The sequence below is a fragment of the Ciceribacter sp. L1K22 genome (assembly GCF_017599385.1).
Lineage (GTDB): Bacteria > Pseudomonadota > Alphaproteobacteria > Rhizobiales > Rhizobiaceae > Allorhizobium.
In genome coordinates this window covers 1,117,108-1,137,556 of sequence record NZ_JAGFPK010000001.1, presented here as the reverse complement: position 1 = coordinate 1,137,556, position 20,449 = coordinate 1,117,108, and the positions used below count along the sequence as shown (strand labels likewise).

The following is a 20,449-nucleotide window of genomic DNA, read 5'->3' as shown; positions in this document are numbered from 1 at the left end:
TATATTTTTTAATCATCAAAATGTCTTTTTATTTGGCAATTTGCATTTCAAATAGCCTCAACATCTTCATGTGCGCATCCACGACAAGGCTGAAACGTTCAGACTCCCTTGAAATAAAAGGGTGAAACAGATCAGGCGTCGGTGTTTTCACGACGGGGCATATCGAGCCACGCTGGCCCCATGATCGGAAGAAACTGGACCTGTCTGGTGTGTCGGTCGACAGCTATCAAATGCAAGGCTGCTCGATAACGGACGGCTTTCCCGGCAGTCAGGAGACCCTGCGCATGGATGCGCTCGTCATCGGAGCCGTCACGATCGTCGCCGCCGCATTTCGCGGCATCACCGGCTTTGGCTATGCCCTCGTCGCGGCGCTCGGTTTCGCCGGCTTTTTCTCGCCTGTCGGCATGGTCCCGTTCATCCTGATCAACGATCTGCTGCTGACCGGCTTCACGGTCCTCGACCGGGGCCGAAGCCCTATCGACTGGAGCGTGACAAGGCTCTTGGTCACGACCGGCCTCGCGGGAGCGCTCTGCGGCAGCCTGATCGTGCCTTATCTCGAAGGTGACCTGGCGCGCATCCTGGTGTCGGCAACGATCGTGGTCGCCGCATCGGTGGCGCTCGTTCGCAACCCTCCGGCGTGGCTTGCACATCGCTCGCTAGGCATCGCCATCGGCTTCGCGACCGGGCTTTTGCTCTCCGCCTTCGCGGTCGGCGGACCGCTCGTTGCCGCGTGGCTTCTGGCCGGAGGAACGCGCCGTGAAAACGTCCGCGGCGTGCTGGCGGTTTTCTTCGGCCTGATCGACATCTTCACGCTTTCTAGCCGCGCGGCCATGGGCGCCATCGATGCCGACCTGCTGCGGTTGCTCATCATCTACTGTCCGATGACGCTCGCCGGTTTTGCGTGCGGCTATTTCCTGTCCCACCGCCTGCCCCCACATGTCTGGGAACGGGTCGCCGCCATCGGCCTCGTTGCCATCGCGCTGATCGGCCTCGCACAGACCGTCTACGTCGTCGCGCTGGCCTGACCGCCACGCCTCTTGCCCGTCGAAAGGATTATTTCATGTCCAGAACCGCTCTGATTACCGGTGCCACCTCGGGCTTCGGCAAGGCCGTGGCGCAACGCTTCGCGCGCGAGGGCTGGACCGTGGTGCTGACCGGCCGCCGCAAGGACAGGCTGGATGCCCTGGTCGAGGAACTGGGCGGCCAGGAACGAGCGCTGGCGCTGTGCTTCGATATACGCGACGAAACCGAGACCCGCTCTGCCCTCGCCTCGCGGCCGGCCGGGTTCAGGGATATCGACGTGCTGGTGAACAATGCCGGCCTGGCCCTTGGCAACGGTCCCGCACAGGATTGCGATCTCGACCACTGGAAGACGATGATCGACACCAATATCACCGGGCTCGTCACCATCACGCGGCTGCTTCTCGACACGCTCATCGCGCGTCGTGGGCTCGTCGTCAATCTCGCCTCGATCGCCTCGAACTGGCCGTATCCGGGCGGCAATGTCTATAGTGGCACCAAGGCCTTCGTCCGCCAGTTTTCGCTCGGACTGCGCAGCGACCTTTCCGGCAAGGGGGTGCGGGTCACCTCGATCGAGCCGGGGCTTTCGGAGAGCGAGTTCACGCTGGTCCGTACCGGCGGCGACAAGGCGGCCTATGAGCGGCTCTATGCCGGAGCCAACCCCTTGCAGCCTGAGGATATTGCCGAGACCATCCACTGGGTCGCGTCGCTGCCGCCACACGTGAATATCAACAGCCTGGAGATCATGCCGGTCAGCCAATCCTGGGCGCCGTTCCAGATTCATCGCGAAACGACCTGAACGGAAAAGGCCGCCGCGGCAAACCGCGACGGCCTCTCGTGCCGCATCTCCAGTTTCTGAAGCAGGCCTTAGCCGAAGACCTTGGTCAGCGCCTTGCCGATCGCATCCGTGATCGTATCGATGTCGTTCTCGCCGGCGATCAGCGCAGGCGCAAGGCAGAGCGTATTGTTCAAGCCGGGAAGCGAGCGGTTGGTGGCGCCGATGATGACGCCCTGGGCGGCGCAATCGGCGACGACCGCCTGGACCAGCTTTTCCGGTGCCGGCTCCTTGGTGCCACGATCGGCCACCAGTTCGGCGCCGCAGAATAGGCCGGCGCCGCGAACGTCGCCGATGACAGCGTGTTTTTCCATAAGCTCACGCAGATTGGCGCGCAGGCGCTCGCCCATGGCGAGCGTATTGTCCAGCAGTCCCTCGTCCTCGATGATGCGCATGTTTTCCAGCGCGGCAGCAGGGCCGGCGACGCAGCCGCCGAAGGTCGAGATATCGCGGAAATAGGACATGGGATCGTCCGCATCGTCCTTGAACATCTCGAAGATCTTCTCGGTCGTCACCGTGCAGGAGATCGCCGCGTAGCCGGAGGCGACCCCCTTGGCCATGGTGACGAAGTCAGGCTCGATGCCGAAGTTCTGGTAGCCGAACCACTTTCCGGTGCGGCCGACGCCACAGACGACCTCGTCGATATGCAGCAGGATATCGTATTTTTTGCAGATCTCCTGGACCTTCTGCCAATAGCCGGTCGGCGGCACGATGACGCCGCCACCCGCCGTGACCGGCTCAAGGCAGAGCAGACCGATCGTATCCGGCCCTTCGCGCAGGATGACCTCCTCGATCGCTTCGGCCGCGCGCTCGCCGTAATTGTCGATGGCGCCGTACTGGCTGCGGTATTCCAGGCAATGCGGCACCTCGACGAAACCGGGTGGCATGGGGCCATACTGCTCGCGCCGCTGCGGCTGGCCGGCGGCGGCAAGCGTGCCGATCGTGGTGCCGTGATAGTCGCGCTCGCGGTAGAGGATCTTCACCTTGCGGCCACCGTGATGACGATGCGCGATCTGGCGCACCATCTTGAAGACCTTCTCGTTCGCCTCCGAGCCGGAATTCGAATAGTAGACGCGGGTGAGGCCAGGCATCTTCGAGATGAGCTTCTCGGCGAACTTCGCGCCGGCAATCGAACCCGCGGAGTTGGCGAAATAGTTGAGCTTCACAAGCTGGTCACGCACCGCATCGGCGATGCTGACGCGGCCGAATCCGACGTTGACGGTCCAGACGCCGCCCGAGAGCGCGTCAAGATACTCCTTGCCGGTAGCATCCCAGAGCCGCATGCCCCTGCCCTCGACGAAGATGCGCGGATCGTTGGTTTCGAAGGGCTTGTGCTGGACGAGATGATGCCAGACATGGGCACGGTCGGCCTCGATGACATCGCGTATGTCGTTGGGCTGCGCGGCTATGTTCATTAGACCTCTCCCGTTTGGCCTTTCGGCCGCCGAACCCGGACATTCCGGGCGGAAGAGTTTTATCACGCGCGCGCTTGAACCGGCGTGTTTTCCGGTGCTGGCACCATCGAAAAGGCGATCTGGTACCCCGCCTTCCTCCAGGCCTCAAACGGGATCGGCGAAAGCCAGCGCTCGGCGGCAGTGTTCCTCAACGACCGACCCAAGTTTGACGATACCGGCCTCGATGCGGTGCGTGGCGATCGAGCTGAAGCCGATACGGAAAAACCGGGCGCCGCGTGTCGGATCCGAGAAGAAGATGTCGCCAGCCTCGACGAGGATGCCCTGTTTTCGTGCATGCTCGGCCATGGCGCGCGCGTCGAAGCCGGGTGGTCCCTCGATCCAGAAGCTCGTCGCCCCCTCGCCCCGTTCAAATCGGCAGGAGGGCATCGTTTCCGGCAGAAGGCGGGCGATAAGACTTGCCCGTTCCAGGATGGCCGCGCCGGCGCGGGCGAGGTGAAGCCGATAGTGTCCAAGGCCGATGAATGTCGCGAGTGAACGCTGGTTGTTTGTCGGGGGATGGCGCAGCATCAGTCGCCGCAGGACCCGCAATTCGTCGACCACCGGCTTCGGCGCGACGACATAGCCAACACGAAGTCCGGGCGCCAGCACCTTCGAGAAGCTGCCGACATAGATGACCCTGTCCGCCGTATCCAGGCTCTTCAGCGCCGGGATATCGCTGTCGGCCTCGACCGAGAGATCGGCGTCGTAATCATCTTCGACCAGCAGCACATCGTTGCGCGCCGCGGCCTCGACCAGCGCCAGACGCCGCTCGAGCGGCATGACGCCGGTGGTCGGGCACTGATGGCCGGCGGTGACGAAGGCGAGTTCGCAGCGTGCGAACTCATCGCCCGGCAGCAATCCGTCTCGATCGGCAGGCAGAAACACCGGCCTGCGGGTGGCAAGCCGCACCATGTTCCGCAGGTCGGGATAACCGGGATCCTCCAGCCCCACCGGCGTATCGCGCCCGACGAACAGCTGGACCAGCATCGACAACGCCTGCTGGGAACCGAGCGTGAGGATCACCTCCCCAGGCTGGGCGAATATGCCCCGGCGCGGCAGGACCTGGATGCGCAACTGCTCAATCAGGTCGGGATCGTCGTCATCGATCATGTCGGCGGCCCAGACCTGGATTTCCTGGACGCTGGATGTAGCGCGCACTGCCTCGCGCCAGTTGTTCGTCGGAAACAGGCCGGGATCGTACTGGCCGGACAGAAACGGATAGGGATAGGATCGCCAATCGCGTGGCTTGCTGATCTGCGGCAGGCGCGACGGCCGGATCGCATAGCGCGCCGACCAGTCCGACGACGGGCGGGCTTTAGTCGCCGCGACCGATGGTTTCGCGACGGCACGAACAAAGATGCCGGCCCGCTCGCGGGAGGCAAGCACACCCTCGTCGATCAGTTGCTGGTAGGCCGCCGTCACCGTATTGCGGCCGACGCCGAGCCGAAGCGCAAGCTCGCGCGAAGAGGGCAAACGCACATTGACCGGCAGAAGTCCGGTCTCGACCGCCTGCACGATCATGCGGCGAATTTGGATATTGAGCGCCTGGCCTTCACGATCAAGCGTCGTGAACACCTGGTGCCAGGTATGGTCTGAAGCAAGTTGGAGCTGGGCTATTTTCATGCCCGAAAAGAAGCAAGAACCGGGCCAGCCCGCCCGTGCCGTCTCTTCGCTCGGACCAATCCGCGTTAGCAGCGAAATTCGGAGGAAAGCGTTGGCTGGGGCGCCAGGATTCGAACCTGGGAATGCCGGTACCAAAAACCGGTGCCTTACCGCTTGGCGACGCCCCAACAGAGATCGCGGAACGGTGTCACCCGCCGCAAATCGACGCCTGATTAGCAAAGCTCGGCGATGGCGGCAATCACTTCGTCGCGCTTTTTTCACGGGTTGTCTCACGGCGGATGGGATGCCGGGACGAAGCGCTCGCATGGTGGTCAAATGTCGCAGGTGTCGGAACATCCGATGCCGCCACGGGTTTTCCTGTCGTCCCCCGAAACGAAACAAAAAGGAGAAGACCATGCCCTCCATCAATTCCGCCCGCGTCCTTATTCTCGCCACCGACGGCTACGAGCGTTCGGAGCTTCGCGTTCCCTATGACAAGCTGAAGGCCGCAGGGGCCAAGGTCGAGATCGCCTCGCTTGAAAAGCGTCCGATCAAGAGCTGGGATCAGAAGGACTGGGGCGATTCCATCGATGTCGATCTGACGGTCTCCGATGCCCGCATTGACAGCTATGACGCCCTCGTCATTCCCGGCGGCCAGATCAATCCGGACCTGCTGCGCAAGGAAAAGAGCGCGGTAAAGCTCGTCAAGGATTTCGTCGACAGCGGCAAACCTGTGGCGGCCATCTGCCACGGTCCTTGGCTGCTGGTCGAGGCCGGCGCTCTGAAGGGTCGTGACGCGACATCGTATGAATCGATCCGCACCGACCTCGTCAATGCCGGTGCCAACTGGCAGGATTCCGAAGTGGTGACCGACCAGGGTATCGTCACCTCGCGGTCGCCGGCCGATCTGGATGCCTTTGTTTCCAAGATCGTCGAGGAAATCGAGGAAGGCAAGCACGAGCGGCGCCGCGCCGCCTGATTGCGTCCCGGCACGATAGCCCCGTCTCCGTTCCATCGGAGGCGGGGCTGTTTTTCTTTGCGCCGGCTTCGGCTTGGCGATAACAATCGTTTCCTTCGCACCCGCAGCAGGAGCCTGCCATGCCCGGTTACTCGGCCCGTCCACCCGCCATCCCCACATTGCTGATCGATGACGCGGTGGTTCGGGCGACGCGCTGGGATTTCGAGCCGGGGGCTGCGACCGGCCATCATGTGCACGGGCTCGGCTATGTCGTGGTGCCGATGACCGACTGCCATTTCCTGATCGAGGACGCCGGCGGCGAACGGCGTGTCACCAGCAGAGCCGGCGAGGTCTACCGCCGCGAGGCGGGCGTCGAGCACAACGTGATCAATGGCGGCGATGCGCCGATGAGCTTCATCGAGATCGAGTACAAGTGAGCGAGCCAATGAGCGACGAGCAACCCCGGTTCGAGCTGGAGTTCCAGCCCGCCCATGGCCAGGCCGTGCCTGTCGCAGAGGACGTCTTGCGGATCACCGTGAACAATCCCGGCCCCTTCACCTTCCACGGGACCAATTCCTACATTGTCGGCAGGAATAGCCTCGTGGTGATCGATCCGGGACCGGCGGACGACGCGCATTTTTCCGCTCTGATGGCAGCGATCGGCGATCGGCCCGTCAGTCATATCCTCGTCAGCCACACCCACCGCGATCACTCGCCGCTGTCGCACCGCCTGAAGGCGGCGACTGGCGCCCTGATCGTGGCCGAAGGGCCGCACCGGCCGGCGCGACCGCTGCACGAGGGCGAGACCAATCCGTTTGCGGAGAGTTCGGACACCGACTTCGTGCCCGACGTAACGGTCGGCGATGGTGACAGGATCGAAGCCGACGGGTTTTCGCTGACGGCGATCCTGACGCCAGGACATACCGCCAACCATGCCGCTTTCGCTCTCGACGGCAGTGGCATTCTGTTTTCCGCCGACCATGTCATGGCATGGGCGACCTCGATCGTGGCTCCTCCGGATGGGGCGATGGGCGACTACATGGCCTCACTCGAGCGGCTGCTTACGCGTGACGACCGGGTATTCCTGCCGGGCCATGGCGGCCCGGTCAGGGAGCCACAATCCTTCCTGCGGGGGCTGAGGACCCACCGGCGCATGCGCGAGCGGGCCGTGCTGGAGCGCATCAAGGCGGGAGACCGGCTGATCCCTGATATGGTCAAGGTGATCTACGCCAGCACAGATCCGAGACTGCACGGCGCGGCGGCACTTTCAGTGTTGGCCCATATCGAGGATCTGGTTGAAAAGGGGCTTGTTATCACCGAGGGGCCGCCCCGGCTCACCGGCACCTACATGCCTGCCTGACATTCCTCAATCGCCGGCGATGCCAAGCAGTTCCGCATCGAGGGCATGCAGGAAGTCTTGCGCAGTCTCCGCGCCGAAACCGAGGTCATGGGGGCCGTAGCGGCTTTCGACGCGGAGATCGACGAGCGTCGTCTCGGCCTCTTCGCGCAGGCGGATCATCGTATCCATGGGAAAACCGAGAACGAGGCTGCGGGTCTCGGCCTGGATGAGGACGGTCCCTTCGGGTGTGGCGGGAACAGAGACGAGTGGCTCCTGCGGACGTGGCTTGGGAACAGGGCCGACCTCCGGCACGACGTCATCCGGTGCGCCGTCGAGTTCGGTTTCGCCTGCTTCTGTCTCCGGCAACAGTTCGGGAACGGCATATTCGGTGCCGCGGGTCGGACCAATCCGCCACCCTTTTTGCGCCGCCACGCGAACCACGGCCTCGTAGACGCGATCGAGCGCACCATCATATCTGCGGGAGGCGAGCGCCGGATAGGCGCGGGCCTGTTCCCTCCGGTCCTCGGGACGGATCGCCGGACGCGGAAGCCATTTCTGGTCGAACTCGGCCGTTTCGATGAAGGCGGGGGGATCGATGACATCCGTCGTTACGTCATAAATTTCCGGCAGCGCCATGTAGCGCCAGGTGCCAAACAGCGCGAGGCCGAGCGGCAGTGCCGCATACAGAAGGGCACGCGTCGCGGCAACGCCGCCCAAGGCGCCGACGAACCACAAACGCGCGAGACCGATAAGTGCGAGGGGGACCGACACAGCCGCCGGAACGGCCGCAACGAGGGCAAGTGCCACGAAATCGGGCGTGGAGAGCGGACCGAAACGATGCGCCAGTCCGGCAACAAGGATCATTGCCAGCGCGAAAAGGGCGAGCCGGCGGGCAAGGAAAGCGGACCTGGATACGGGGCGATCGTAGCGGATCTTCATGCAGTCACCACCAAGACACGGTGCGCTGGTGCGAGGCTGTCAGTCTTTCCGAAGGATCCGATCCGTCCAGGGAGCAGCGTGGCGACGTCCATGACTACTGCTCCTCGTCGGTGGGATCGGGAACGTCGATCACCGTTCCATCGTCGAGGCGGATGCTGGTGTCGGCCGGAGGCTGCGGAGGTGGCGGGGCAATACGCTTCGGCGGAACATAGAGCGAGACACCAACGACGATGGCGATCACTACGAGCCAACTGCCGATGATGCGGGACGGGATGGTGAGCCAGCCGCCGCGGAACTGCCGCAACACGAGACCAGGCGCGGTGACCAGCCAGAGGCTGCAGAACAGCGTGCCCGATGCGAAATCGGCAACCCCCACGCCGAGATCATCCAGTCCGACAAAGAGCGACAGCGAAAAGGCGACGATTGCCGCTGCTAGAACGGCCGCCAAGTCTCTCCATCGGCCGGGCAGCCAGAGGGCAAGGCCGGTAACCATGACGGCGAGCGGTGCGACGAGAAAGAGATTATAGCCAAGAACCGTCTCACGGATGAGAAAAAAGACCTCGTCGAAGAAGATCATCATCGGTAGAAGGACGAGGACGAACATCACAGGGATGGCGGCGGCGGCCGCTACCGTCTCGGCGAAGGCGAGCGCCACCGACAGGCCCAGCATGGCAAGAACGAGGTCATAGACCGAGAGCGTGAAGAGCCAGCCAAGCTCCAGGAAGCCGTAGTCGTGCGGCAGCGTCTGGGAGAGAAGAACGAGCAGGAAGCCGAAGGCAAGCCAGGCAGCGGAGAAACGGAACCCACCTGTCCGCGCTACGGCCCTGAACCGATCCAAGCGCGAGGGAGGTTCGAACGATGTCGGTCCCGCCGATCCGAGCGCACGCAACCGCCGACGCCGCTCCGCCCGGCTTTCGCCAGGGACGCCATGTTCGCCTGTCTGTGACGTTCCACGCGCAGCCATGGTTCAGACGACGGCGCTGACGGCGAAGTAGACGCCGCACAGCGCGATGAGCGCGCCCAGCAGGCGAACCACCCGGCCCTCGCGGATGCGACCGAGCACCATGCCGATGACGACACCGGCGACATGGATCAGGCCGGTCGCGACGACGAAGCCGACCGCGTAGGCGGCGGGATCGGCGGCGCCCGGCAGTTCCTGGCCGTGAGCGTAACCGTGGAAGATCGCGAAGACGGAGACCAGCAGCAGCGCAACAAACTCCGGCGCCTTCCAGGCGGCCGCAATTGCAAGACCCAGCACAAGCACGGAGAGACCGATACCGAGTTCCATGAATGGTATCGGGAAGAGCTCCGTCATGCCGACAATGCCGCCGATACACATGATCAGCGGGAAAGTGGCGGGCAGCGACCAGACGGAACGGCCACCAAGCTGGGCGCCCCAAAGGCCGACGGCAAGCATCGCGAGCAGATGGTCAGGTCCCAGCAGCGGATGCTCGAAACCCGAACCGAAACCACCCATGGCGCCGCCCAGGACATGGGCGTCGGCGGTCCCGGCGGTGGCGACGAGGATCGTCGTAACGGTGGCGACGTGGAACAGAACTTGCCGCACGCGAGCGACAGGGAATGGCCTGAGGACCGGCATCGACTCACCCTCCAGCGCGGTTTGACTTCACCCCGCTATCCCACAGTCGGCGGCATTTGTCACGGCATGCAACCGGCCGAAATGAAGGCCCGATAACCGGTTGTCGGCGCCTTCCTTGAGGCGTAGCCTGCGCCGAAGACGACCTGACAGAAGACAACCCCACATGGCTTCCATCCTGATGCTGACAGCGGCGACGCGCCGGGAGCGCAATGACGCGACGAGCTTCGTGTTCGACGCGATCAATGCGTGCGGCGGCTGGATCGAGGACGTGCACATGTATTCCAACAAAATGACGACGGTTCGGCTTGCGCTACCGGGCACGGCGATAGAGGATTTGATCGGCTCCTTGATAGACGGTGGAATCGCCGTCGATCCTCCCGAGGCGCCAGCAAGCTCGGACGACCGGGAACGCCGGGTAACACTCCAGCTCACCTTCCTGCATGACGAACCCGATCTCATGCGGGACATCCCGGCGATCCCCGGCTGAGCCACTCGTTCAATGCAGGTGGCGGAGTTTGTCCGGATTGCGCATCACATAGATCGCGGTGATGGCGCCGTCCTCGATCTGCAAAGCCGTTGTCTGCAACTCGCCGTCCGGCTCCCGGGTGACGAAGCCCGGCAGGCCGTTGACGAGACCGACCCGCAACAGTTCGGATCCCGTCCGCCAGATCTTGTCCGAGAGGTAGGTATGAACCTTCATCACCGCCGCATGGCCAAGGATCGGTGCGATCGCCGCAGGGCGCTTGCCGCCTCCGTCCGAATGCAGGCCGACATCGGCGGCGAGCATGGCCGACAGCGCCGTCATATCGCCGCTGCGCGAGGCCTTGAAGAAGGCTTGCGCTATTTCGAGCCCCCGCTGGCGGTCGACCGCGTAGCGGGTCCGAGCTTCCCGAACGTTTCGACGCGCTCGCGCCGCTAGCTGGCGACAGGCGGCAACATCGCGCTCCAAAGTCGCTGCGATCTCCTCGAAAGGCAGGCCGAAAACATCGTGCAGCAGGAGGGCGGCCCGCTCCAGCGGCGACAATCGTTCGAGAGCGAGCATCAGCGGCAAGCTGACGTCTTCAGGTTCGTCTTCGTCCTCCACCACCGGTTCGGGCAGCCAGGGGCCGACATAGGTTTCGCGCTTGTGCCGTGCCGATTTCAGCTGGTCGAGACAAAGTCGCGTGACGACGCGGCGGAGAAAGGCTTCGGGTTCGCGAATTTCTGTGCGATCGGCCTTCATCCAGCGGATGAAGGCCTCCTGCAGCATGTCTTCCGCATCCGAGACCGAACCCAGCATGCGATAGGCGAGCCGCATCATCTTGCGCCTCAGGGGATCGAAGCTCGCCGCCGCATCCGTATGGTCGGCGGGCAACATCAGGCGGCAACTCCGGCCGCCTGGGTCGCCGGCGTCTCGATCCACAGGCCGAAGCCGACGGCAAGCCTGTTCCAGCCATTGATGACATTGATCATCAGCGTCAGCTTCACCTGTTCTTCCTCGGTAAAGGCAGCCTGCAGGACCTCTTGGACCGCCGGCTCAGGATGCCCCTCGGACAGCGTGGACAGCGCTTCCGTCCAGGCGAGTGCCGCACGTTCGCGATCGGTATAGCAGGGCGCCTCGCGCCAGGCTGACAGGAGGTAGATGCGCTGCTCCGTCTCGCCCTTGGCACGGGCTTCCGCCGTGTGCATGTTGAGACAATTGGCACAGGCATTGATCTGGGAGGAGCGGATTTTCACCAGCTCGACGAGGCTCGGCTCCAGGCTTCCTGCCACATCGATGGAGACCGCCATCCACTTTTTCATCAGGGCGGGAGCGGCGGCAAAGGGATCAAGTCTTGCAGTCATGAGATCGTTCCTTCTGTTGGTTACGAGATCATGACGAGCGGAGGATGGTCAATGTGACATGAGGGGAGAAATTTTTCTGCACATTCCGGAAACAGCGGAATGCGTAAGGATACTATCCCTTCGCCTTGATCGCCGCGTGTGCTGCGGCAAGCCTCGCGATCGGCACGCGGAACGGGGAGCAGGAGACGTAGTCCAGTCCGACATCCTCGCAAAAGTGGATGGACGCCGGGTCGCCGCCGTGCTCGCCGCAGATGCCGAGCTTCATGTCGGGACGCGTCTTGCGGCCGCGCTCGGCGGCGATGCGGATCAGTTCTCCGACGCCGTCGAAGTCGAGCGAGATGAAGGGGTCGTGCTCGATGATGCCCTTCTTCTGGTAGGTCGGGATGAAGGCGGAGGCATCGTCGCGCGACATGCCGAAGGTGGTCTGCGTCAGGTCGTTGGTGCCGAAAGAGAAGAATTCGGCGGCTTCCGCGATCACATGGGCGCGCAAGGCGGCACGGGGCAGTTCAATCATCGTGCCGACGAGGTAGGAGATTTCCATCTTCGCCTCGTCCATCACGGCGCGGGCGACGCGATCGATCACGCCCTTGACGTAATCCAGTTCCGAACGAAGGCCGACGAGAGGCACCATGATCTCAGGCACCACGGCGGCACCCGTTTCGCGGGCTGCGGCCACCGCGGCCTCGAAAATGGCACGGGCCTGCATTTCGGCGATTTCCGGATAGGAGATCGCCAGGCGGCAACCGCGGTGTCCGAGCATGGGATTGAACTCATGCAGGGCGTCGATCCGCTCGCGCATGAAGGCGGGCTCCATGTCCATCGCGGCGGCCACCTCGGCAACCTCCTCCTCGCTCTTTGGCAGGAACTCGTGCAAGGGCGGGTCGAGCAGACGGATCGTCACGGGCAGGCCATGCATGATGACGAAGAGTTCGGTGAAATCCGAGCGCTGCATCGGCAGCAGCTTGTCGAGCGCGGCGCGGCGGCCCGCCTCGTCCTCGGCGAGGATCATCTCGCGCATGACGTGAATGCGGTCACCCTCGAAGAACATGTGTTCGGTGCGGCAAAGGCCGATGCCCTCGGCCCCGAACGAGCGGGCGGCGCGCGCGTCCACGGGAGTATCCGCATTGGTGCGCACGGTCATGCGCCTGCTGCTGTCGGCCCACTCCATGAGCTTCGCGAAATCGCCCGACAGTTCCGGCTGCAGCATCGGGACATGACCCTTCAGAACCTGTCCGGACGAACCGTCGATAGTGATCACATCGCCCTTGCGGAACGTGACGCCAACGCCCAGCAGCAGTTCGTTGCGGGTATCGACACGCATGTTGCCGGCGCCGACGACGCAGGGGATGCCCATGCCGCGGGCGACAACCGCCGCGTGGCTTGTCATGCCGCCGCGTGTCGTCAGGATGCCCTCGGCAGCATGCATGCCGTGGATGTCTTCGGGGCTGGTCTCGACACGAACGAGAATGACCTTGCGGCCTTCCTCCTCGGCGATGACAGCCTCTTCCGACGTGAACACGATCTCGCCCGTCGCCGCCCCGGGGGACGCAGGCAGGCCGGAGCCGATCACCTTGCGCTCGAAGCGGGGGTCGATCGTCGGGTGCAGAAGCTGGTCGAGCGAGGCGGGGTCTATGCGGGAGACTGCTTCCTGCTCGCTGATCAACCCCTCCCCGACCATGTCGACGGCGATCTTCATCGCGGCCTTGGTGGTGCGCTTGCCTGAGCGCGCCTGGAGCATCCAGAGCTTGCCCCGCTCGATGGTAAACTCCAGATCCTGCATGTCGCGGTAATGGGCTTCCAGACGTGTGCAGATCGCCCTGAACTCGCCGAAAGCCTCCGGCATGACCTTCTCCAGCGAAGGCCGGTCCGAGAGGGCGGCAAGACGCCCCTCCTCCGTGATCGACTGCGGCGTGCGGATACCCGCCACGACATCCTCGCCCTGCGCATTAATCAGGAACTCGCCGTAGAGCGCGTTTTCCCCGGTCGACGGATTGCGCGTGAAGGCAACGCCTGTAGCTGACGTGGAGCCGAGATTGCCGAACACCATGGCCTGGACGGTCACGGCGGTACCCCAATCGCCGGGAATATTGTGCAGCATGCGATAGGTGGTGGCGCGCGGGTTCATCCAGCTCGAGAAGACGGCGCCGATGGCACCCCAGAGCTGGACGAAGGGGTCCTGCGGAAAGGTTTCGCCGAGCTCTTCCTTGATGGTCTGCTTGTAGAGGTCGGTGATGTGCTGCCATTCGATGGCGGAGAGTTCAGTGTCGAGATCGTGACCGAGCCGCGCCTTCTCATGGTCCAGGATGTCCTCGAAGACCTCGTGATCCAGCCCCATGACGACATCGCCATACATCTGGATGAAGCGGCGATAGCTGTCCCAAGCAAAGCGCGCATCGCCCGCCTGATGGGCAAGCGCCGCGACGGTGACGTCGTTCAGGCCGAGATTCAGGACGGTATCCATCATACCCGGCATCGAGGCGCGCGCGCCGGAGCGAATGGACACCAGAAGCGGGTTGCCGGTCTCCCCGAAACCACGGCCGGTGACGGCCTCGACGGTCTTCAGCGCTTCGAGGACTTCGGTCTTAATGTCGTCGGAGAGCGTGCGGCCGTTCGCATAGAAGTGCGAACAGGCGTCGGCTATGATCGTGAACCCCGGAGGCACGGGCAAGCCGAGGGCCGCCATCTCCGCCAGATTGGCACCCTTTCCTCCCAGACGGTCGCGATCGGCGGCGCGCCCCTCAGCCGCGCCGTTCCCGAACGTGTAGACCCATTTGGTCATTGTCCTCTTCTCCACCCACAACGGCCAGTTCTGCCCTTACAGGAATTGTGACAGATTGAAAACGTGGGGAAACAAAGAAAATGCTGCATTGCATCATAAATGCGGCGGAGCGGTTAATTTGGTTGGGAGAGCGACAGAAATCCGCGTTGCGCCATCATTCCTCGAGACGCACACGCTCGGCTGGCGACGGGTCGCCAAGCAGCGTGACGCCCCTGTCGACATCCCTGCTCATCATCACCGCCCGCTTTCCATCGGGCGAGAACAGCACCCGGATTTCGCTTACGGGGCAATTTCTCGGCTCACATGCCCTGAACAATTCCATGGGTTTGCCATCCACTTCGATGGCTTCTGAAGCCAATGCGACATAGGTATCGCGCGAGATCATGGATCGCACCCAGATGGGAATATCCCGCCGCCCTTTCACGAGCGCGGACAGGCTCTCCCGATGCGTCTCGGATTCGGCCACGACGCGGGGAAGGAAACGTCCGGATTCGCCTGACAAGACGGTTTGCGGAGTGGCGCACAGAAGCGCCGCAAGGATGAGCGATGCGCGTTTCATGGCCGCAACCTTACCCCAAGCGGCAGCGACAGCAAACGTCGCCGACTGGTTCAAAGTTTAATCGTCATGCTTACAAACATTTCAAACTTTTCGAATATAAGCACCCGATAACCGAAGGTCGTCGGCTTAAGACCGGACACGTATGACCCCGATTTTTCCACAGCTAACGGAATTGCAGGAGAACAGTCCGGCATTGATCGCCGTGTTCGATCCGGAAGACCGGCTGGCATACTCAAATTCGGCCTACCGGCAAGCCTACTGTGTCGCGGTGGGCGAAACGCCGCTGTGGGCCGATATCATGCGGCGAAATCACCACCTGATCCGCGGCGCCGTCATCCGGACGGACGATTTCGAGGCCTGGCTTGCGTCAGCGATCGCACGACGAGGCAAGCAGACGCAACGGTCGTTCGAGGTCGACCTTCTCGATGGACGATGGTTCCTGATGACGGAAACCGTGCAGCCGGATGGCTGGATGCTTGCCATCGCCGTCGACATCACCGAACTGAGGACCGACGAACGGGAACTCCGGCAGCACCGGGATTTCGCCCGTCGCGCGTCCCAGACCGACGACCTGACAGGCGTGGCGAACCGCCGATACATGATGTCCATGCTGGAAGATCTGCTCAACGGGCGACATGGCGGCCCGGCACGCAGCGGATGCGTTGCGCTCTTCGACATCGACTTTTTCAAAGGCGTGAACGACCGCTTCGGACACCTGGCGGGAGACGAGGTACTCATCGACTTCGCCCGAACCGTGCAGGCCGGAATTCGCCTTCGGGACGGTTTCGGGCGCATCGGCGGCGAGGAGTTCATGCTGGTGCTGCCGGATACCTCTCCCGAACAGGCACAGAATATCGTCGACCGCATTCTCGGCTCGGTGCGGGGGCGGCGCCCTCTCAACGGTGATCTCGGCTTTGGCTATACATCTTCGGCGGGACTGGCCGTTGTCCTCCCCGACGACACCCTGGAGTCCCTGTATGCCAGGGTGGACAAGGCGCTTTATGCTGCAAAACGCGGCGGCCGCGACCGCCTGATGATCGCCGCCTGACCCTCGTTCGGGTGCGAGACCTATACCGCTTCCCGCTCCCGCATGGCCTCCGCGGTCTGAAGGTCGACCGACACGAGTTGTGAAACGCCCTGCTCCGCCATCGTGACACCGAACAGGCGGTTCATGCGTGCCATGGTGATCGGGTTGTGAGTGATGATCAGGAAGCGCGTGTCGGTCGACATCGCCATCTCGTCCATCAGGTTGCAGAAGCGCTCGACATTGTGGTCATCGAGCGGCGCGTCAACCTCATCCAGCACGCAGATCGGGGCGGGGTTAGTGAGGAACACAGCAAAGATCAGGGCCATCGCCGTCAGCGCCTGCTCACCGCCCGACAGCAGCGTCATGGTCTGCGGCTTCTTGCCTGGCGGTCGGGCTAGGATTTCGAGTCCAGCCTCGAGCGGGTCCTCGCTCTCGATCAATTGGAGTTCCGCTGTGCCGCCGTTGAAGAGGTGGGTGAAAAGGCGCTGGAACTGGACATTGACGACGTCGAAGGCGGCGAGCAGCCGTTCGCGACCCTCGCGGTTCAGGCTCTGGATCGCTCCGCGCAGCTTGCGGATCGCGTCGATGATGTCGTCACGCTCCTTGATCAGCGCGGCCAGACGTTCGGAAAGTTCCTTCTGTTCCTCGTCGGCGCGGAGGTTGACGGCACCGAGCCGCTCGCGCTCCATCTTCAGCCGGTCGAGTTCACGCTCAACCTCCCGCAGGTCCGGGATATCCGACGGGTCCTTAAGACCCGTCAATTGAAATGCGCCGGCCGGCTGGACGTTCAGTGCTTCGCCAATACGTTGCTCGGTTTCCTTACGCCGTTCGCGGGCGGAGACCAGCCGCTCTTCGGCGCGACCGCGACGCTCACGGCTTTCGGCCAGTTCCGACAGCGCTGTCGCAGCCTTCTGGTCGGCGGCGCGCTGCAGGGTTTCGGCCTCGACCAGGCGATCGGCGGCCGCCTTGCGATTGCTCTCGGCCTTCTGCAGTTCATCCAGCAGCGCCCGGCGCTTGTCGTCGAACTCTTCCGGAGCAAGATCGAGCGAGGTCATTTCCTCTCGGGCTTCTTCCTCGCGATCACGAAGCGTGGCGATATGCTGCTCGGCGCTTGCGGCCCGTTCCTGCCAGGTAGCACGCTCCTGGCCTATCGTCAGGATACGGCGGCGCCGCTGGTCGTTCTCGCGGTTCAGGCCTTCGTGGACGGCGCGTGCCTCGGCCAGCACGGCACGCCCGGTCGCCACAGCAGTCTGCTGGTCACGCAGGCGGACGTCGATATCGGCGAGGTCAGGCACGTCCTCCATGGCGATGCGGGCTTCCTCCTCCTGCTCGACCACTTCCTCGATCTGGGCGGTCAGGCTGCTCAACGCTTCCTCCACGACGTCTCGGCGGCGGATCAGATCGCCGGACGCCCGCTCGGCGGCGGCAAGAGCCTCGCGCGCCTCGGCAAGCTGGCGCACGCCGAGCCGCTGGCGCTCGCGGGCCTCGGTCAGCCATTCCTCGGCAAGCCCGATCGCCTCGTGGGCGGCGCCCTGACGCTCCATGGCTTCGGCCAGCATTTCTCGAGCTTCTTCCGTTTCCTCTTCGAGTTCAGCCAGCCGGTTCTTCTGGGCCAGCCGCAGCGCGGCGGCGCTCGGTGCTTCGGATCCCCTGATATGACCGTCCCAGCGATAGACCGCCCCCTCGCGGGTGACCAGCCGCTGGCCAGGCGCCAGGCGGTGCATCAGGTGACGCGCCTCGCTCTCGGCGACGACGCCGATCTGGCGGAGGCTTCTATAGAGTGCGGCTGGAGCGCGGACATGACCGATCAGCGGCACGGCACCCTCGGGCAAGGGGGGGTCGGAAGCACCCTCCCCGTTGCCAAGCCAATGCGCCGGGGCGCGCGGATCGGTGGGAGATTCAAGATCGTCGCCCAGCGCGGCACCAAGGGCGGTCTCGAAACCACGATCGACGTCCAGCTCATCGGCCACCGGCGGAAAATCGCCAGCCGCGGCGGAACTGGAGAGCATCTTCGCAATGGTGCGGGCTTCCGTTTCGAGCGCGTTGAGGCGCCCGCGGGCGGCTTCCACCGGCTGCCTGGCCTCCGCTTCCTCGCGACGAGCCTTGGCAACGGCCTCGTCGGCTTCAGCCACGCGTGTCTCGCATTCCTCGATCAGGGCTTCGGCGGCTTCGACGAGTTCCTGCTTTTCGCCCGGATCGGGAAGCTCCGCAATACGGGCGGCGATCGTCTCGATCTCCCCCTTCGCCTCGCCAGCCTGCCGGTCCAGACGCTGGCGGCGCTCGGCAAGGTCGCGGATCGCCTTTTCAAGCTGGTTGCGGCCGGCGGCGGCCTCGGCTCGCTCGGCCGTCAATGCGGCGAACACCCGCTCCGCGTCAGCGAGATCCGCGGCGGCGGCTTCGAACGCAGTCCGGGTTTCCTCGGCCTGCCGGTCGGAGTCCGCCAGGAACTCCTGCAACTCGGCTTCTTCAGACGAAAGGCGCTCCAGAACTTCGGCGTTGTCGGCAACCAGTCGCTCCTCGCGGCGGATGTCCTCACCCAGTTGGGCCAGGCGACGTGTCAGTTCCTCACGCCGCCGCAACAGGCGCGATGCTTCCTCGTCGAGCTGCGTACGGGCGATCTGAAGTCTCTGCAGGGCGGCGGCAGCGGCGGCTTCCGCTTCGCGCAATTCCGGCATCTTGAGGCTGGCGATCCCCTGCGCCTTCGCCGCTTCCATCTGGATCTGTGCCTTCTCGGCCACCAGAGAGGTGGCCTGGTTCAGGGCGCTGTCGGCCTCGGCCTCCGCCTCTTTGGCCTGGACCCAGCGAATGTAGAGCAGCATGGCGTCGCGGGCGCGAATATCGGCGGACAGCGCCTTGAAGCGGTTCGCCTGGCGGGCCTGGCGCTTGAGGCTCTCGATCTGGGTTTCGAGCTGGACGGTGATGTCTTCAAGCCGCTCGAGGTTGGTTTCGGCAGCGCGCAAGCGCAATTCGGCCTCGTGGCGACGGGAATGCAGGCCCGAAATGCCAGCCGCCTCTTCCAACAACTGGCGCCTTGCCTGCGGTTTTGCCTGGATCAGTTCGCCGATACGCCCCTGCCCCACCATCGAGGGCGAGCGGGCGCCGGTGGAGGCATCGGCGAACAGCAGTTGTACGTCCTTGGCGCGGGCTTCCTTGCCGTTAATCCGATACACGGACCCCTGCTCGCGCTCGATGCGGCGGGTGACCTGGATTTCGTCCTGATCGTTGAAGGCGGCGGGCGCGGTGCGGTCGGAATTGTCGAGATAGAGACCGACCTCGGCGGAGTTCCGCGCAGGACGATTGCCAGACCCGGAGAAAATGACGTCATCCATGCCGGAGGCGCGCATGTTCTTGTAGGAATTCTCGCCCATGACCCAACGCAGGGCCTCGACGAGATTGGACTTGCCGCAACCGTTCGGCCCCACGACGCCGGTAAGGCCCCGTTCGATGATGAACTCGGACGGCTCGACGAAGGTCTTGAAGCCGAGAAGGCGGAGCTTGGTGAACTTCATGGGCTCACCCTCCCGGTCATCACCAAAGAAAAAACGGGCGCACGGGTTTCCCCGTCGCCCGTCGTCACAAAGACGCGTCGATCAAAGGAAGCTGTCGATAAGGGCCGACATGGTGTCAACCGACATGTCTCCAGAATACGCCTTGCCGTTGATCAGGAAGGTCGGGGTCGACTGGACACCGAATTCCTTGGCGCCGCGGTCACGCACTGCCGACACATCAGCGGCTAGCTGCTGGTTCGTCAAGCACGCTTCGAAGCTCTCCTGTGTAAAACCGGCCAGTTTGGCGTTCTGGAGCATCGCGCCGCGCACGTCTCCGTCGGACGGAGCCGCCCAGGCACGCTGCTGCTTCAGGAACATGGAGATGAACGGCAGTTGCTGACCTTCCGGCGCGCAGCGGGCGAGCATGAAGGCTGCCGTGGCCGCCGGATCGAACGGGAATTCGCGAACGACAAAGTAGACCTTGCCGCTGTCGACGTATTTCTGCTTGATCGGGTCCAGGGTCGTCGCATGGAAATGCGCGCAGTGCGGGCAGGTCATCGACATGTATTCGACCACCTTCACCGGCGCATTCGGATCGCCGTAAGCGAGTTCCGGCAGCGGGCCCGGCTTCATCACTTCCGCCATGTCGACATCGCGGTCCGCCTTGGGCAACTCGACATTGGCTGCCGGCGCGGTTGTCGTCTCCGCAGGCGTCTCAGCCTGCGCCGTCGTCGTTGCGGGTGTCGAGGTTTCCGCCGGTGCCTGGGCTGCCGGTTCGGACTTTTCATCGCTGCAGGCGGTGAGCGCCATCGACAGAGCGCCAAGGGCGATACCGGAGAGGAGAATGCGGCGGGTCGGGGTGAGGTCGATCTTTGTCATGGTGACATCCGTGCACTGGGACGTTGAAATTTTGCCATTCGTTACAGCGCCAATCGCCTTCAAACAAGGCATGGTGAGGGCGGAAGCATCAAAGAATTGTGACGTATGCCGCCTTTTACGTGAGCGGCGGCATGGATACAGGCGCG

General features: G+C 63.7%; 18 protein-coding genes and 1 tRNA gene. 7 read left to right on the top strand and 12 right to left on the bottom strand.

The window, feature by feature from the left end; all coding sequences use genetic code 11:
- Positions 1-284 precede the first annotated feature (284 nt).
- A complete protein-coding gene (locus J5J09_RS05565; protein WP_208548690.1) occupies positions 285-1,025 on the top strand; it encodes a sulfite exporter TauE/SafE family protein in 741 nt (246 codons plus the stop codon).
- Between the two features lie 35 nt (positions 1,026-1,060).
- Positions 1,061-1,819 (top strand): SDR family NAD(P)-dependent oxidoreductase, encoded by a 759-nt coding sequence (locus J5J09_RS05560; protein ID WP_208548689.1) that lies wholly within the window; start codon positions 1,061-1,063, stop codon positions 1,817-1,819.
- Positions 1,820-1,887: 68 nt separating this feature from the next.
- Here the strand turns inward: J5J09_RS05560 and J5J09_RS05555 are convergent, their stop codons facing one another.
- From J5J09_RS05555 to J5J09_RS05545, 3 genes are all read right to left on the bottom strand, one after another.
- Positions 1,888-3,270, bottom strand: a complete 1,383-nt coding sequence (locus tag J5J09_RS05555; protein WP_208548688.1) for an aminotransferase class III-fold pyridoxal phosphate-dependent enzyme — start codon at positions 3,268-3,270, stop codon at positions 1,888-1,890.
- A 144-nt stretch (positions 3,271-3,414) separates the two neighbouring features.
- Complete coding sequence (locus tag J5J09_RS05550; RefSeq protein ID WP_208548687.1) at positions 3,415-4,932, bottom strand: PLP-dependent aminotransferase family protein; 1,518 nt, start codon at positions 4,930-4,932, stop codon at positions 3,415-3,417.
- A gap of 92 nt (positions 4,933-5,024) precedes the next feature.
- Positions 5,025-5,099, bottom strand: a tRNA-Gln gene (locus J5J09_RS05545).
- 227 nt (positions 5,100-5,326) lie between these two features.
- On the opposite strand from J5J09_RS05545, the gene J5J09_RS05540 reads away from it, so the two are divergent.
- The 3 genes from J5J09_RS05540 (at position 5,327) to J5J09_RS05530 (ending at position 7,229) form a co-directional block, all read left to right on the top strand.
- Complete coding sequence (locus J5J09_RS05540; protein WP_208548686.1) at positions 5,327-5,890, top strand: type 1 glutamine amidotransferase domain-containing protein; 564 nt, start codon at positions 5,327-5,329, stop codon at positions 5,888-5,890.
- A 119-nt stretch (positions 5,891-6,009) separates the two neighbouring features.
- Complete coding sequence (locus J5J09_RS05535) at positions 6,010-6,306, top strand: cupin domain-containing protein (protein ID WP_208548685.1); 297 nt, start codon at positions 6,010-6,012, stop codon at positions 6,304-6,306.
- 8 nt (positions 6,307-6,314) lie between these two features.
- Entirely contained in the window at positions 6,315-7,229 is a 915-nt protein-coding gene (locus tag J5J09_RS05530) for an MBL fold metallo-hydrolase (protein ID WP_208548684.1), read from the top strand.
- Positions 7,230-7,235: 6 nt separating this feature from the next.
- Here J5J09_RS05530 and J5J09_RS05525 read toward each other — a convergent pair whose 3' ends face one another.
- The 3 genes from J5J09_RS05525 to J5J09_RS05515 all read right to left on the bottom strand — a co-directional run bounded on the left by J5J09_RS05525 (position 7,236) and on the right by J5J09_RS05515 (position 9,747).
- Entirely contained in the window at positions 7,236-8,147 is a 912-nt protein-coding gene (locus tag J5J09_RS05525) for a DUF1499 domain-containing protein (protein ID WP_208548683.1), read from the bottom strand.
- A gap of 94 nt (positions 8,148-8,241) precedes the next feature.
- Positions 8,242-9,111 carry a hypothetical protein gene (locus J5J09_RS05520; RefSeq protein WP_208548682.1) on the bottom strand — a complete coding sequence of 290 codons (870 nt, stop codon included), beginning with the start codon at positions 9,109-9,111 and terminating at the stop codon, positions 8,242-8,244.
- 3 nt (positions 9,112-9,114) lie between these two features.
- Complete coding sequence (locus tag J5J09_RS05515) at positions 9,115-9,747, bottom strand: HupE/UreJ family protein (RefSeq protein WP_208548681.1); 633 nt, start codon at positions 9,745-9,747, stop codon at positions 9,115-9,117.
- Between the two features lie 163 nt (positions 9,748-9,910).
- On the opposite strand from J5J09_RS05515, the gene J5J09_RS05510 reads away from it, so the two are divergent.
- Positions 9,911-10,234: a hypothetical protein gene (locus J5J09_RS05510; RefSeq protein ID WP_208548680.1), complete on the top strand. Its 324-nt coding sequence runs from the start codon at positions 9,911-9,913 to the stop codon at positions 10,232-10,234.
- Positions 10,235-10,243: 9 nt separating this feature from the next.
- Here the strand turns inward: J5J09_RS05510 and J5J09_RS05505 are convergent, their stop codons facing one another.
- The 4 genes from J5J09_RS05505 to J5J09_RS05490 all read right to left on the bottom strand — a co-directional run bounded on the left by J5J09_RS05505 (position 10,244) and on the right by J5J09_RS05490 (position 14,909).
- Positions 10,244-11,104 (bottom strand): sigma-70 family RNA polymerase sigma factor, encoded by an 861-nt coding sequence (locus tag J5J09_RS05505; RefSeq protein ID WP_208548679.1) that lies wholly within the window; start codon positions 11,102-11,104, stop codon positions 10,244-10,246.
- Positions 11,104-11,571 carry a carboxymuconolactone decarboxylase family protein gene (locus J5J09_RS05500; RefSeq protein ID WP_208548678.1) on the bottom strand — a complete coding sequence of 156 codons (468 nt, stop codon included), beginning with the start codon at positions 11,569-11,571 and terminating at the stop codon, positions 11,104-11,106. Before J5J09_RS05500 ends, J5J09_RS05505 begins: the two co-directional genes overlap by 1 nt.
- A gap of 112 nt (positions 11,572-11,683) precedes the next feature.
- A complete protein-coding gene (ppdK, locus tag J5J09_RS05495) occupies positions 11,684-14,350 on the bottom strand; it encodes a pyruvate, phosphate dikinase (protein ID WP_208548677.1) in 2,667 nt (888 codons plus the stop codon).
- 154 nt (positions 14,351-14,504) lie between these two features.
- The gene (locus tag J5J09_RS05490) at positions 14,505-14,909 is read right to left on the bottom strand and encodes an Ivy family c-type lysozyme inhibitor (RefSeq protein WP_208548676.1); all 405 of its coding nucleotides are present in this window, start codon (positions 14,907-14,909) and stop codon (positions 14,505-14,507) included.
- A gap of 142 nt (positions 14,910-15,051) precedes the next feature.
- Here J5J09_RS05490 and J5J09_RS05485 point away from each other — a divergent pair, with 142 nt between their 5' ends.
- On the top strand, positions 15,052-15,957 hold the full coding sequence (locus J5J09_RS05485; RefSeq protein WP_208548675.1) for a sensor domain-containing diguanylate cyclase: 906 nt from the start codon (positions 15,052-15,054) through the stop codon (positions 15,955-15,957).
- A gap of 20 nt (positions 15,958-15,977) precedes the next feature.
- On the opposite strand, the gene J5J09_RS05480 is transcribed toward J5J09_RS05485, so the two are convergent.
- A complete protein-coding gene (locus J5J09_RS05480) occupies positions 15,978-19,445 on the bottom strand; it encodes a chromosome segregation SMC family protein (RefSeq protein WP_208548674.1) in 3,468 nt (1,155 codons plus the stop codon).
- Between the two features lie 81 nt (positions 19,446-19,526).
- Positions 19,527-20,303: a DsbA family protein gene (locus tag J5J09_RS05475; protein ID WP_208548673.1), complete on the bottom strand. Its 777-nt coding sequence runs from the start codon at positions 20,301-20,303 to the stop codon at positions 19,527-19,529.
- Positions 20,304-20,449 lie beyond the last annotated feature (146 nt).